This window comes from Rhizohabitans arisaemae, assembly GCF_025996515.1.
Taxonomy (GTDB): Bacteria; Actinomycetota; Actinomycetes; order Streptosporangiales; family Streptosporangiaceae; genus Rhizohabitans; species Rhizohabitans arisaemae.
This window is the reverse complement of record NZ_BLRH01000060.1, coordinates 1,586,865-1,602,295: the sequence shown is the minus strand read 5'-3', so window position 1 is coordinate 1,602,295 and position 15,431 is coordinate 1,586,865. Positions and strand designations below refer to the sequence as shown.

Annotated in this window: 5 protein-coding genes; 2 read left to right on the top strand and 3 right to left on the bottom strand. The window is 68.3% G+C overall.

All coding sequences use genetic code 11. The annotated features are described in order from the left end of the window. Nucleotides 1-35 precede the first annotated feature (35 nt). From RUR_RS35840 to RUR_RS35830, 3 genes are all read right to left on the bottom strand, one after another. Nucleotides 36-1,934, bottom strand: coding sequence for a GMC family oxidoreductase (locus RUR_RS35840; RefSeq protein WP_283139674.1), 1,899 nt, complete (start codon nt 1,932-1,934; stop codon nt 36-38). 663 nt (nt 1,935-2,597) lie between these two features. After that, entirely contained in the window at nt 2,598-8,549 is a 5,952-nt protein-coding gene (locus RUR_RS35835) for an RHS repeat-associated core domain-containing protein (protein ID WP_283139673.1), read from the bottom strand. Next, nucleotides 8,546-11,551, bottom strand: a complete 3,006-nt coding sequence (locus RUR_RS35830) for a LamG-like jellyroll fold domain-containing protein (protein ID WP_283139672.1) — start codon at nt 11,549-11,551, stop codon at nt 8,546-8,548. Before RUR_RS35830 ends, RUR_RS35835 begins: the two co-directional genes overlap by 4 nt. A gap of 946 nt (nt 11,552-12,497) precedes the next feature. Here RUR_RS35830 and RUR_RS35825 point away from each other — a divergent pair. Both RUR_RS35825 and RUR_RS35820 read left to right on the top strand, forming a co-directional pair. Further along, nucleotides 12,498-13,955 (top strand): DUF4331 domain-containing protein, encoded by a 1,458-nt coding sequence (locus RUR_RS35825; RefSeq protein WP_283139671.1) that lies wholly within the window; start codon nt 12,498-12,500, stop codon nt 13,953-13,955. Nucleotides 13,956-14,026: 71 nt separating this feature from the next. Continuing rightward, on the top strand, nt 14,027-15,370 hold the full coding sequence (locus RUR_RS35820; RefSeq protein ID WP_283139670.1) for a tetratricopeptide repeat protein: 1,344 nt from the start codon (nt 14,027-14,029) through the stop codon (nt 15,368-15,370). Nucleotides 15,371-15,431: the final 61 nt, after the last annotated feature.

The window sequence follows — 15,431 nt, the reverse complement described above, 5'->3', positions numbered from 1 at the left end:
GGGAGCGAATTACGGGGAATTATCCCGCACGCGTATTAGACCCGGTTTTCGGAATCGCGGAGGATGTCCTGGCCGGCCTTCTCCCCGATGATCGCCGTCGGAGCCCAGAGGAACAGTCCGGGAATCCTGGGGAAGGCCGAGGCGTCCACCACGCGCAGATTGGCGGTTCCCCGTACCCGGAACCGGCTGTCGAGGACGGCGTTCGGGTCCGAAGGGTGCCCGATCGGGTTGGTGCACGAGGCGTGATGCCCCCACGCCTCCCGGCGCACCCACCGGGCGAGCTCGGCGCGGTCGGTCATCGCCGGTCCGGGCCAGATCTCTCTCCCCACTCCGGCCTGCCGGTTGATCCGGCGGACCTGCTCCACCCCGTCGACGATCGCCTCGACGTCCCCGGCGCCGCCGGCCCCGTCGTCGAACTTGCGGAAATTGATGAGCGGCGGAGCCGTGGGGTCGGCCGAGCGAAGCCGTACGGTACCCGTCCGCGCCCCCGCGTAGCCCTTGAGAATCAACCAGCTGAATTTGGTGTGGGTGTACCCGTCCTCCCCGAACCTGGGCTTGTAGCCGCGAAAGTCGGACGGGGCGCCGAAAATGTAGAGCTGCCCCCGCCGGTCGTCTCCGTGCCGGCGCTTGATACCCCCGACAACCCCGTTGAACGAGTACGGCGCAAGGCCGCCCAAGCCCACCGAGAACGCCCCTTGGGACGCGCCCATACAGGGGTCGAATATTCCGGTGTCGAAGGTGCACGGCAGGGTGAGCAGGAACGCCGGGTGGTCGGTCACCACACTGTTCTCATAACGGTCCTGCAGATTGGTTCCCACGCCGGGTAGATCAATCTGAACCGGAATCCCATGGCGTTCCAGATGCGCTCGCGGACCGATCCCGGAGAGCATGAGCAATTGCGGGCTGTTGTAGGTCCCGCCCGACACGATGACCTCTCTGCGCACCCGTATGGTCCGCCGCATGGATGCGCGCTCCGCCGCAGAGGTGGGGACGCTGAGCGGCGAGGCGCCGTACAACGCACGGCCCTTGAGGAATTCGACGGCCACCGCCCTTCTCCGCCCGTCGGGGCCGGGGCCGAGCACGATGCGCTCGGCGAGGCAGTCGGTGCCGATGAGGAGCCGTCGCGGGTCGGCCGCCTGTGCGGCGAGCAGCACTTCCCGGGGTCCATAGCGCTTTCCGCTGCGATGGGCCTGGGGCGGATAGAAGAAGCCCTGCGCGCTGCGGTCCACGTTCGCCCTGCTGTTCACGCCGAACCGGTCGTCCACGACGTCGCCGCCGGGCAACGCCGCCGCCTCGGCCTTGGCCGCGGAGAGGATCAGGTTCAGCTGGGGGTCGAGCGCGGCGGCGTCCAGCAGCGGGAACTCGATCGGCTGCCAGGTCTGGACCCGTTCCCAGTTCGCCCACATCGCCTCGGGGGACCAGGAGTCGTCGCCGGTGAGCCGCTGGATGCCAGCCCAGTCGGAGTGCTCGGGATACATGGTGATCTGCGCGTGATGTGCGGTGCATCCGCCGAGCGTGGAGGCACGTGGATAGAGAATCCCCAGGTCCCGGGTCCACTGGCTGGAGGTCCGGCCGAAGACCGGGTCGGTGAAGTGCTGCACCCAGAAGTCCCAGCGCACGGCCTTGTCCACCCCGGCCGCCTTGTTGTGCATCGCCGGCGTCTCGTACCAGGTCTTGTTGCCCGCCGGCGGGCCGGCCTCCAGGACGGCGACGGTGAACCCGGCCTTGGCGAGGGTGACGGCGACCGGGGTCCCGCCGGGGCCCGATCCGATCACCACGTAGTCGACCTCGTCCACGTCGGCGAGCCCGTCCTGCGGCAGACCCTCCGCGGCGGCCTCGGCCTGGCGGGCCGCAAGAGCCGCCGACCCCAACCCGGCGACGGCGGCGGCACCGATGCCAAGACGCAGCGCAGCCCGGCGATCGAAATCAGGCATATCCCCCGTGCTCCTTTTCGGCGAGAAACGCGACACCGGGGGATCGTGACGCCGGATATTCAAACACCGCTATTCAATCACAGGGAGTTACACTGATCACCGCGCCTCGCATCGGCCACCGAACACGCCGGCTATGAATTCGGACATAGATTGCGATTCACCGGCGGACCCTCTTTATCTGGAGCAAATCACCAAGCATCCATTTACCGGCGATATTCCCAGATCATGGGCAGTGCGCTTCATTTATCACAAAAACCACTCGAAATGGCCACGCCTCCAACCACGTTGGCGCACCGGCCGGATCCACGAGTGTGCCCTCGGCCGAAGGAAGGCCGCAGTCAAGAGCCTCACCGCAGCTCTCTCGATGGATCCGTACTTCACCCAGGCGGACCGCGGCATGCGAGTCGCTCACGAGGCTTCACGCGAGGCGGGGATGATCAACGACGATGTCGATCCAGGTTCGAGCTGTGTCGTGCTCGTGACCACCGCGGCATTCCCCGATCATCCCCGGCGGGTCGGGCCGCAACGTGCTCTGAGTCGCCGCGGCCGACCGAACGCGATCCGAAGATCGTGCGCCGACCGGACGGGCGACTCAGAGACGTTCCCGGGTCATAGATCCCGGGTTAGCGGTTTAGATCGACAATTTGGGACGCCCGTGACGGATCAGAAGGGCATCCACCGCCCCTGGTACCTGATGCCTTGGTCGCTGGTCGGCTTGGTGGCCTTGGTGGCGGTGTTTCTCACCTGCGTGTAGAACGTCTGCTGAGTATCCGGGCAAAGGCCAACCCATTTACAATTCGTGTACATCTGGTTGTAGTAGGCATACATCGCATTGACGGCCTGCCACGAGTTCACCCCATTATGCGCGCGATCCGCCCTGTCAAATATATCTTTGGCATTCGCTCGGCCGTCTTGGGCCGCGAGAAACCTTTCCAGGGCTTTCTTGCGTTCATCCAGCGCGGTCGGCAAGTTGGGGTTGGTCTTGCCGGGCAGCGACTGACCCCACAGGAGATCGGACATGTCAGCCGCGTCCTTCAACTCCTTGTCCGCAGCATCCAGCACCTTGCGTGCCTTGACGACCTTAGCGCCTGTCCTCAAAGCCGCCCCGCCCGGAATCAGGCCTGTAGCGGCTACCGAGCAGTCGATCGCATTCTTGTCTACGAAGCACTGCTTGTGCGCGTCCATGACGCCGAAGGCCCAGGCGGCAGCACCCACCCCAACCGCAGCCGCCTGGCAGGGCGGTGGCAGGACGGCAAGAACCGCCGACACCGTACCCAGCACGGTTGAGATGTCGCCCGCGTTGTTGTACGCCCACTTGCCGGCATTCACCACTCCGGACTTGGCATTGTTGTACGCCGCGACCGCCGACGACTTCACCATGGAGGTCGCCGTCTTGGCCACCTCCACGTGGCGGTCGACTGTCTTCTTCAGCGCACTGCCCGTATCCGAGACCCACTTCGGCCATTTGCCGAACCGTCCGTCGGCATCCGACATCGTCATCGGGTTGGCCCCGGCGTACCCGTACCCCTGCATCTGCTGTGGGTCCGTGTAGTCGATGACCGGGTCGACGCTGATGAACCGCCCCAGGGCGGCGTCGTACTCGCGGGCGCCCAGATGGACCAGCCCCGTGTTGTCGTTGACGCCGCCGACGAAGCCCTTTTCCATGCCCGACGGCCAGGCCCCGCTGCCACCACGCGGGGTGCCGTACGGGGCCTCACGGCGGACGGCGAGCGCTTGGTCGGTGGCGCGGACCGACACCGAGGAGGTGCCGTGGTGGTCCGAGGCCAGCCAGGTAAGCCCGGCCGCGGTGCGGACGGCGACGGTGACGCCCGCATGGGAGTAGTAGCGAGTCGTGGCCTTGGTGGCGCCGGTGATCCGCAGCTCCTGGCCTGGCAGGTAGAGCGTGGCCCCGGCCGGGTCGCGGCGAATCAGGCGCTCGCCGTCGGCGTCGTACAGGAAGGACGTGCTCCCCGAGGTGTCGGCCGCTGTGGCCAGGTGGCCCTCACTGTCCCAGGTGAGCGTCTGGGTGCCCTTCGCCGACGGGCGCTTGACGGTGTTTCCCGTCGCGTCGTACTCGTAGACCGCCCTCGTCCCGCCGGTGGTGGTGCTGGTGAGCGCGTGCGGCTGCGACGCCGAGTAGCCGTACGTCGTGGAGACGGCGCCGCCCGTGGTGTGGGAGACCTGCTCCAGCCGGTTGCCGATCTTGTCGAACCGCCAGCTCAGCCAGTACTTGGCCACTCCGCCGAGCGTCGCCGCCGTCGGATCCGGCGCGCAGTCGCCGTTGCCGGGCGTCCACGCCTGGGTCAGCCGCCGTTGCGCGTCGTAGCGGAAGCACTGCGTGTCATCCGGCGAGGCCGCCCGGGTGAGGTTGCCGGCGTCGTCGAAACCGTAGTCCACGGCCTGGACGGCCGCCGGCGCCACCTCGCGGGTGGTGAGCAGGCGTTCCAGGCGGCGGGTGCCCTCCTGGTAGAAGTAGCCGGTGTCCATGACCTTGCCGGTGCCGTTGCGGCGGCCGACCACGGCCAGTTCACCGAACCGGGTGTAGGCGGTCAGGTCCACGTAGCCCGACAGCGTGGCCGGCTTGTCGAGGTCGGTGTACCGGGTGGTGAGCGTCTCGGCGGACAGGCCGCCACCGGAGCCGTCGACGTCCGGCATCCGGACCGAAGCCGACAGTCCGTTGACCGTGTAGGTGTTGTTGTAGGTGTAGGTGCCCGCCAGGGCGCCCTCCGACGCCGGGATCGTGAACACCTGCGTCTGCGGCTTGTAGTCGACGGTGTACCCGGTGGTCTCCTGCGTGTACGCGTTGCCGCCGTGGTATCGGACCGACTTGGTGAGCTGACCGGCCACCACCGTGTCGTAGACCCACTCCGCGCGCTTGACCGCCCCCTCGGCGACAGTCGTCTTACGACCCAGTTCGTCGTAGGTGAACGTCAAGGTGGTACCCAAGGCGTCCTTGAGCGTGGTCAGCTCGCCGTACTCGTTGTAGCCGCTGATCGTGGTGCCCTTGTCGGGGTCCTTGTCGACCGTCTTGTTGCCGCGCAGGTCGTACTCGTACTCCCAGACGCTGCCGGCCGGGTCGGTGATCTTCTTGAGTGCACCGCGCTTGGTGTACTCGTACCTGGTGTCGTCGTCGGCCAGGCGCATGAGCGTGGTACGGCCGACCGCGTCGGTGAACGTCGTCGACGGGGTGCCGCCGCCCGGCGGGGTCCTCTCGGTGCGGTCGCCGAAGTGCGCGGTGGTGGTCCGCCACTTCTCCACGCCCTTGGAGTAGAAGATCGAGGCGGTCTCCCGCCCCATGCCGTCGAAGGTCTTGCGGGTCTGCGACGGGATGACGTTGTCGCCCCCGTCCTTCGGCTTGTACACCAGGTTGTCGGGTGCGCCGTCGGCGACGTACGCGTCGTTGGTCTTCCAGATACGGCCCGCCGTGTCGTGGAAGGTGTCGCTCACGACGCGGCCGCCCTGATCGCCGGCCTCGGGAGCCTGCGTCTGGCGAACGCGCAGCAGTCCGTCGTACAGCGTGTGAACGGTGGTGAGTCCACCGTTGGCGTTCAGCCGCGACGTTGTCAGCATCACCGGACCGTCGCTGCGAATCAGGTAACCGAACTGCGCCGTCGGGGTCGACGAGGTCGACCGGCCGGGGCCCCACACCTTGCTGAGGCGGCCCAGGCCGTCATAGGCCAGAACGGTGACCCGGCCGTTCTGATCGGTGATCTTGGTACCCGCCCCCCACGCCGGGTCTTGCTCGGTCGTGGTGGTCCAGCCCTTGACGTTCGTCAGCACCGTCTTGATGAGCGGGCCTCCGGCCGCGGGCGTGTACGCGGTGGTGCTGCGCCCGCCCTTGGCGTCCCACGCCTCGACGATGCGGCCCTGAGTGTCGTACGCCGAACGCGCGGTCGTCGAGTACGTCTTGGGCGACCAGGTCAAGAGCGTCTCGACCTTGGTGACCCTGCCCTGGGCGTCGTAGGTGTTGAGCACGTCACCGACGACGTCCTCGGCTTCCGCCGGGGCGGTCCCGCACGGCACGGCGTAGGTCTCGACCCGCCGGGTCAAGGCCACCAGCCACTTGGTGGTGTCACGCGGCTCGTACGTCGTCTTCACGCACTTCTCGTCCCCGGGGATCGCGTCGTCGCCGGACTCCTCGACCTGTACGGCCATGCCGTACGCGTCGAAGGTGGTACGTGTCGTCGTGGTGCGTGCCGGTCGGCCACCGTCCAGGGCGGTGCTGCTGCGGGTGACCGCGGTACCGGTGTAGCGGGCCGAGACGGTGACGCCGCCCAGCGTGCGCGACGCGGTCGGAGCCGACTGCCACGGCTCGAAGGTCTGCGTCCCGACGACCGCCGTCCCGTTGTAGGTCACGGTCTGCCGGGTCATGCCGGCGTAGGCGTCCTCGTCGTTGACGGCGGGCGCGCCCCCGGTGGCGGGCAGCGTGGCGACGCGGGTGCCGGAGGGCAGCTTGTCACCGTGCATGCCGCGGAAGAACGTCGCCTCGGTGGTCTGCTCCTCACCGGGATCACCCTTGACGGTGCGGACGGTGCCGTAGCCGCGCCACACCGACCACGTCTTGTTCTCGGCCTTCACCATGCCGTCGTCGTCGGTGTAGTGCCAGCCGGGGCTGCCGACGTAGGTGTACTTGGTGATGGCGCGGGGCGCGTCGGTGGTCTGATCGTTCTCGGTGACGGCGGTCACGACGTACTTGTGGAAGTAGTCGGTGAGCGGGTCGGCCCCCGTACCCGGCGGGGTCCACTTGACCGGGTAGCAGCGCAGTGTGTTCGTCTCCGGCGCCGACGGCATCCGCGACCCGGCGACGCAGTCGGGCGGCGAGTAGGAGACACCGATCTTGCCGCCGGTCTCGGTGGTGATGCCGGCGATGCGCCACCAGTTCATCGCGGGCGAGTGATCGACGGTGTCGACGCGGTTGGGCATCTGCACGCCCTCGAACATCACATCCGGGACTCTGACGCCGTCGCGCCCGGCATGCGAGATCTTGCTCAGCCACAGCCCGGGCCGGGTGCCGTCGCCCGGGTCGGGGAAGGAGTGGGTGAACGTCCACGACTCGACGTCGACGTGCCGGCCGGCCGTGGCGTCCCACACCTGGGTGACGACCTTGGCCAGGCGCTTGGTCGTCCAGAACGTGGGCGAGGTCGTCTGACACGGCGAGCTGGTGCACTCCTGGTCGTACGGCGTGTCCGGCCAGGTGGTGGCGTCCTTGGTGGTGCAGTTGGCCAGGCAGCGGTCGGCGGTCTCGAACAGCACCCGGGCCGGCACGGTGGACGAGCCGTCGCGGGTGCCGTAGTCGATCTGCGTCAGGTAGCCGCCCCGGTCGTACTCGGCCAGGTCGGTGGTGGTGATGTTGCGGGCGTACTTGTTCTTCTCCCGCTGGTATCGGTACGTCATCGTGTTACCCGACGGGTCGACGACGTAGTCGAGGTTCCACCGGTACGCCTGGGTGCAATGGGAGTCGGCGAAAGCGGCCTTGTGGCACGGCTCGCCGGCGTGGTTGCCGAATACGGGCGACGTGAGGACGCTCTGGGTGGCGCCGCTCTTGCCGAACCAGTACTGGACGCCGTTTGAGGTGGTCACCACCCAGTGCTCGCCGTCGTTGTCCCCGTTGGCGGCACCCGTCCTGCGCTCGATCCGGGAGGCGTCGTCGTTACGGAGCTTCCAGCCCTTGCCGTTCTCGTACACCAGGTCGCCGCCACGCCCGTCGAGCGACAGGGTCGCGTTGTCGGTCGCCCAGCACTGGTCGCCGGTCTTGCGGGTCGAGTTGTTGCCGCTCTGGGTGTCCTCCGCGCACGGCTTGTAGCGGCGCTCGATAAACCCGTTGGACAGATCGAAACCCTCACCGACCCACGACGGCTGGTTGTTGGAGGCGGCCATCCGCCCGTCGACCGACGAGGAGGAGTAGGCCAGCTGCAGAGTGGGCACGGGCCCACCGACCGCCGGAGGCATCCGGAACGGATAGTTCCAGGAGAAGTCGCCCGTCGAGCCGCCCGCCGACCAGGTGGCCGACGGCTGCAGCGAGGTGGCGCTGTAGTCGCCGGAGGGTCCGGCGGGCGCCGCCTGCACCATCAGCGTCGCCGGCAGCTCGACCTGCGCCGACACGGTGTTCGATTCGTTTTTGGAGGTGAGGGGTACGGGCGCGCACCCCTCGCACTCAGGCGCCTTGGCCAGCACCAGGCGCGAGGCCCAGTCGGCGCCGTACGCGTCGCGGAACCCCGAGTAGTCGACGCTCACCGTCGCCGTCGGCACGGCCGACTTCCCGGTCGCCGAGGTGTCGGAGGTGACTCGCAGCTTCAGGCCGGGCGAGTCGAGCACCTCCAGCTTGACCTGGCCTGCGGTGGCCGACCGGATCGCCACCGGCATCCCCGCGGCGGCCGAGGAACGCCCGGCCTCCAGGTTCGTGGTCACGGTGAGCCCGGCCTTGGGCCACACGGGCTTGTCGCCCGCATACGCCTTGCCGGTCCTCGGCTCGGGGACCTTTGTCAACGGCAGGGAGGAGCCCGGGACGGACTCGTCGTGCTGGGCCTGCATCCGCTCGGGCACCGCCGCGGCGGCGGGTCCGGACACGACGGGCAGCAGAGCCACCCCGATGAGTGCGGACAGAATCTTTCTCACTTCTGGCCTCCGGGAGCGGCCGCGGCCAGCGCCGCTATCCGCGAGTCGGGGAGAACGCCGGCGTACGCGTGCACGTCGTCCAGGTCACCCATGAAGAAGTCACCCGCCCACATCCACTTTCCGAAGCCGATGGACAACGGGCCCGTGGCCCGCCACGCGGCTCCGGACGCGACCTCGGCGACCTTGACGCCGTCGACGTACAGGCGCACCTTGGCCGCGCCCCTGTCGTACACACCGGCCAGGTGCTGCCACTGGTTGAGCTTCACGGTTCCGCCGACGGCCGCCCACGGGCAGCACGCGTCGGTGTCGCCGGGGCGCAGCTGCATCGACCACTGCGGCCTGTTCAGGTCCTGCCGCAGGCCGAGGTAGAAGCTGGCGACGTTTGTGCCCTCCTGGGCGACGGCGGTCCTCTCATACCTGGACAGGTCGGTGATTCGCACCCAGGCCGCGACGGTGAACGGCTGGTCGGTGTGCAGCACCGGGCCCGAGGTGGCGAGCTTGGCGGAGCCGTTCAGGCCGGCCGCCGCATCGGCGTTGCCGCCGCGGTCGGCGGTCCAGGAGGCCCCGGTGGGCTGGGCGTCCCGGCCGTAGCCGGAGTCGTCGCCGCCGTGGCCGTCCAGGGTCCACAGGCCGACCCGGGTGGTGGCCTGGCCGGTGATCTCAGCGGACGCCAGAACGCGGTTCCACACCTTCACGCCGGACAGAGAACCCGAGAAGTAGTTCTTGAAAGCGCCCGCCCACAGGCTGCGCCCGAAGGACAGGGCGCCGACGCTGGTCCACGGCGCAGGTGGTCGCGCCACCGTCTGCTGGGCGACGCCGTTGACGTACAGGGTGACGGTCCTGGCCCCGGCGTCGTACACGCCGGCCAGGTGGGTCCACACACCGGCCACGGGAGCCGCGGTGGAGACGGCCGCGCCGCCCTCGTTGTTCGACAAGGCGGCCATCTGCCAACGGTCGGCCGTCGAGTTGTACTCCAGCCGGAACGTCGAGTAGGTCTCGCCGGCCTGAGACACGACGGTGCGCCACGCGGTCTTGTCCGCGAGCTTGACCCACGCCGACACGGTGAAGCTCTTGGAGGTGTCCACCACGGGCCCGGTGGTCGCCGCGTAGTCGTCCACACCGTCGAACGACACCGCGGTCACGCCGACCAGGCGCCCGTCGGCGCCGGGCGTGCCGCCGCTCAGCCTGGCGGTGCGCTTGGCGGGTGCGGAGTCGGTCTGCTCGGTGCCCGGGCCGTCCAGCGCCCAGTCGCCGACCGGCCCACCGGCCGAACCGATCAGAATGGTGTGCCGCTTGATCGGGCTCTCATGCCCGGCCCGGTCGACGGCACGGACGTACAGGGTGAGCTGGCCGGGCCGGGTCGGGTCGGTCGCGCTCGGCGGCGGGGGCGTGATCTGCAGAGTCGACGGCGCTCCCGCGACGTGGGTGGTGGGCGGATCGGCCCAGCCGTACTTGAAGCCGGTGGCGTCGGCACCGCCGCCGCTGAAGGTGAACGTGCCGGTCTGGCCGGGTGCGCCGTGGTAGGCGTCGTCGGCCGGGTAGTCGGCCGAGGCCACCTCCGGCGCCGTGTCCAAGCCGACGGTGTCCACCCCGAACTCGCACCAGGCGCTGTGGGCCTTGCTGTTGAGACTCCCGTCGTTGGCCAGGGCGCGGAACGCGTACAGGCCGCCCTCGTCGAGCGCCGGGGTGGCGATCTGGGTTGTGGTGCCGCTGGAGGTGTTGCCGGGGGTGGTCGCCGAGCCCACGACGGGGCTGTAGCTGCCGTCGGCGTTGACGCGCGCCCACTCGAAGGTGGCCTTCATGTCGGTCTCGGGTTCCGGATCCGTCAGCCGGGCCTTCAGCACGGGTGTACGGGTGTCCAGCCACGGCCGGGAGGCTCCCGTCACGCACGGCCGACCCGAGACGGTGAGCTGGTCGGGCGCCGTGGGGTAGGAGTTGTAATCGATGGCCAGAAACGGATTGTGGGCGTTGTACGAGTCGCCGACGACCTTGTAGCGCTTCCAGGACCACACGTCGCCCTCATTGACAGCCTGCAGCCCCAGCGTCAGGTTCGGCGCTCCGTTCGCGGCGGCAGCCGTCACGGGGGTGGTGACGGTGTACTCCTGAGCACCTGCCGGACACTTGCTACCGGAGCCACCGGTATGGCGGCGCACGATCTTGTCGTCGTCGCCGTACGACTGAATCCAGCCTGGCTGAGCGTCCCACGTGGTGGAGCCGTTGATGCCGCCGGTGTGCCACGCCGCAACCGAGCCGGCGACGTTGTTGCCGTTGCCGCAGTCCTTGCCCGTCCAGGAGTGCCACACGCTGAACGTGGCCTTGCTGACAACGGTCCCGGCTACGGCCGCGATGTTGAACTCGACGAACGAGCGTGCGATTTGGCTACCGGATTTCCCGACGCGCAGCACGCCCTGGGTCGCGTCTTCGGGCTCGTTGAGTGTCAGCCGGTCGTAGTACGAGGTATTCGGGAAGGTGGTGCGGACCACCGTCCAGTGGTTGCGGCGCCCGGCGAACGACGCGTCGATCCTGATGGGGAACCTGGCACCGGGGTCGTCGAGCAGCACGGGGTCCGGCACCAGGTCCAGCGCCCCGGCGCGGATCTCGGCCTTGACGGGCTTCTCGGTGTCGGCGTCCCCCATGATGGGAGTCGCACCGCCCAGGACAAGCCTGCCGCTTGCGTCCCTGGCGCCGATCGCTCCGGTCTTGGCGTCGACTCCCAGTGACAGTCCCTTGGTCTTGGTCGTCAGCGACAGCTTGCGCAGCGCCGGATTCTTGGCTGACTCGCGGTCTTTCACCACCAGGGCATAGCTGAACGCGTCGAGTTCGGCCTTCACCTCCAGGTCGACGCCCTTGAGCACCTCGGGGTAGACCGCAACGCCGCCCTTGAGCACAGGTTTGGGCAGCTGGCCCGGCCAGCCGAGGCTCAGCTGGGTGCCATCCCGGCCCGCCTTGGCCAGAGGCGTGGTCCCCCCACCGCTGAACTCCATCGGGAACGTCGCCGCCACCGGCGCAACGGTCCCGTCAGGACGTTCGCGAAGGGTGGCGTCGGGACGTACCCAGTCACCCTTCTCTGATTTCGCCCAAATGGGGCGAAGATGCTCATATCGGGTAAACGATCCATCGGGATTGGCGAAGATCTCCGTGGTCTCGCCCCGCGCCGAAAGCACCTCTGTTCTTTCCCGCGCCTGCGCCGCCACTTGCCCCCCGGTCAAACCGCCGAACGTCCCACCCCCCGCCAACACCACGACCAAAACCGCTGCCAATCGACGAGCCACCTTTTGTCTCCCTTGAGCGCTCGCAAAAACGATGATGCGAGGCCTGACTAGGGGAAGCCCGTATAAATCGCGTATATGTCCTGCTCTTCATGGGTAAATCGAACTCCTGCTCACCTCAGACAAGGCTGAGAAGCACCGATTGACCAGAGTGACCACGGCCTGCACCCGAGTGGACTTTCGGAATCCACCCGGCTCTTTTCGGACAGCCGTAACCGCCCAAATCTCGGTGTGTCGCTGCCACGAGCCCGGGTCGGGGAGCGTCGGCCGGCGCCTTGTCGATCCGAAGACGGCGATCACGACAGGCCCGGCTACGGCCCAAAGGCGGCGCCCCGGAGAACAGCTCCCCGCCCCCGGCCGAAGCCATCGAACTCAGCCCGGCAACGACGGCGGCCCCACCGCCAAGGCGTGGCGCGATCCGCCGATCGAAATCAGTTATCCGCCCCCGCGTCCGGCTGAAGAGAACGCGACATCGGAGGAACGTGACGCACCGCGCTCAAACACGGCTTCTCAATCACAGAGAGTTACACTGATCTTCGCGCCTCGCGTTTTGCCACCACATACTCAGAACGAGAATTCGGACATAAATCAAAAATCGCTGCCAATTCTCACTTGATGCCCATGTCCGCGGTACGGCGGTAAGGCATCGGACCGAATTCCCAACCGGGGGATGGGGAACATGATGCAGTTATCTCGAAAAGCCACCGCGAACCGATACCGCCGGGCCGCACTCGCCCTCTGCACGGCAGGCGCGACGCTCTCGGCCGGCCTGCTCGCCGCAGGCCCCGGGGCGGTGCCCGGCCACGCCTCCAACCACGTCGACTCGCCCGGTCAGATCCTCGACCCGCAGATGGACGTCACCGACCTCTACGCGTTCACCAGCCCGGACCGGCCGGACACGGTCACCGTCATCTGGAACTACATCCCGTTCGAGCTCCCGGTGGTCCCGCTCCCCTGGTACCGCTTCGCCACCCAGGGCTTCTACGACCTGCACTTCGACAACACCGGAGACGGCGCCCCCGACCTCACCTACCGCTGGTGGTACCGCAACGGCGACGGCAGCGGAGATGCCAAGGCGCCGCCGAGCTCCCGTTATCCCGCCATCCCCCAGCAGGGTGAGAACTACGACCCAAGCGACTACACCAAGCTCGTCCCCCGGCAGGCGGCCAGGGCCCTGATTCCGCAGACCTACAAGCTGGAGCTGATCCGTCCCGGCGAGCCGCCGAGGACCCTCCTCGACAACGCCCCGGTCGCGCCGTGGCCGCTCGGCTTGGACTACACAAGCAAGTTCGATCAGGCGATCGTGCCCATTCCCGGCGGTGGCGTGACATTCTCCGGACCGGTGAAAGACCCGTTCTATTTCGACTTCCGGATCTTCTCTCTGCTCAGGACCGGAAACCCCGTCGCGCCCCCGGTCGACATTCTGCTGCCGTTCAACGTCCACAGCATCGCGATTCAGATCCCCAAGTCGGAGCTCGCGCTGAACGGGGATGTCCATCGCAACCCCGTTGTCGGCATCTGGGCGACCAGCTCAAGGAAGTCCCTCAACCTCACCGGGGGATCCGACGAGTACCGCCAGGTGTCCCGGCAGGGGCTGTCCATGTTCGGGGACAGCGTCAACCCGCCTCACCTGCGGGATCTCTACCACGCCTCGTCTCCCGCCGACGACCACGCCTGGCGCGGGCTTCGCGACGCGGTCCGGCACCCGTACGTCGCCAAGCTGGCGGCACCGGGCACGCTCACCTTCCCCTCGTTCGGCCCGCGGCTGGACCACGAGCAGATCTTCCTCACCGGAATCGCCAAGGAGACCGGTCCCATCAAGATCGACCTCAACTCGCACCTGCTCAACAGGGACGTGAACCGGAGCAAGGTCGTCCCGGCCGAGATGACCCGGCTCAACATGACCACCCCGGTGACCGCCAACCCGAACAAGTACGGGCTCATCGAAGGCGACCTTCAAGGCTGGCCCAACGGGCGCAGGCTCGGCGACGACGTCACCACCGCCTACCTCCGGGTGGCCCTGGGCGAACCGCTCCGGCGACGGCTTCTGCTCACCACGTTCAGCCCGCTGCAGGGCCCGGCCAAGCGGCTCCGGCCCGACTTCCCCTACGTGGCGACGCCTGACCTCCGCCGATAGCAGCCGATGGAAACCGACCGCGGGTGGGTGCCCTCCGGCACCCACCACCGCCCACCGACAGGAGCGAAGCCATGCGACGTCAACAGATCATCCTCTGCGTGGTGGCAGCGGGTGCCGGGGCCGCGGCCCTGATCGGTCCCGGTCTCCTCGCCGACATGGCGGAGATCGGTTCCGACGCGCCGGCTCCCACACAGCAAGCCGTGGACTACATCGATCCCCGTCCGGGCGGGCGGCTGAGCGCCAAGGACCTCCCCAATCTCATCACCGCGGCACAGGCCCGGTTGAAGAACGTGCCCCAGGACGCCGAGACCTGGGCGCGGCTCGGCAGCGCCTACATCGAGCAAGCACGTATCACCGCGGACCCCGCGTACTACCCCAAAGCCGACGGCGCCCTGCGGCGCTCGCTGCGGGAGCAACCGGAAGAGAACATCGCCGCGCTCGTCGGCATGGGCTCGCTCGCCGCGGCCCGGCACGACTTCGCCGGGGCCCGCGATTGGGGTCTCAAAGCGCAGAAGATCAGCGAACGCCACGGACCCGCGTACAGCGTGCTCACCGACGCCTATCTCAACCTCGGCGCGTACAAGTCGGCGGAGCGGGCACTGCAGCGTTTGCTGGATCTCAGCCCGTCCGTCGCCTCGTACACCCGGGCGGCCCACCTGTTCGAGCTGAAAGGCGAGACCACCCGCGCCAAGGAGGCACTCCGGCTCGCCGAGGACGCCGCGGTGATCCCCTCCGATGTGGCCTCGGTCGCCTACTTCTCCGGCGAGCTCGCCTGGAAGACCGGACGCCCGCAGGACGCCCTCACCTCGTACGACCTGGCTCTGACCATCCTGTCCGACTACGCTCCCGCGCTCGCCGGGAGAGGCAAGGCGCGGTTCGCCCTCAAACAGACCGACGATGCGATCAAGGATTATGAGGCTGCCGTCGCCCGTACCCCACACCCTCGGTTCCTCCTCGAACTGGGCGAGATCTACCGGTCGCTGGGGCGGCCCGCCGACGCCGATCGCCAGTTCGCGCTGCTGAAGGCGACGGCCCGCCTCTTCACCGACGCGGGGGTCCGCGACGACCTCGGAATCGCCCGGTACGAAGCCGATCACGGCGATCCGGCGGTCGCCGTACGGCTGGCGCGCGCGGAGTGGAAGCGGCGGCCCACCGTGGATGTGGCGGACGCACTCGGCTGGGCGCTGCATCGGGCGGGGCATTCGGCCGAAGCCATGCGGCATGCCCGGTACGCGGCCCGGCTCGGCGAACACAACGCCGAGTACGCCTACCACCGCGGCGAGATCGAGCGAGCGCTCGACCGGAAGCGAGACGCCGTCCGGAGCCTCACCACGTCGATCACGATCAACCCGTATTTCCCGCGGGCGGCGGAGGCCCGCGAGTCCCTCAAGCGCCTCAGCGCCGACCGGCGCTGAACCCGGCCGACCGCGATCCGGTACGGGCCATGCTTCATGTCGGATGTCTCCAGGAGGTGGA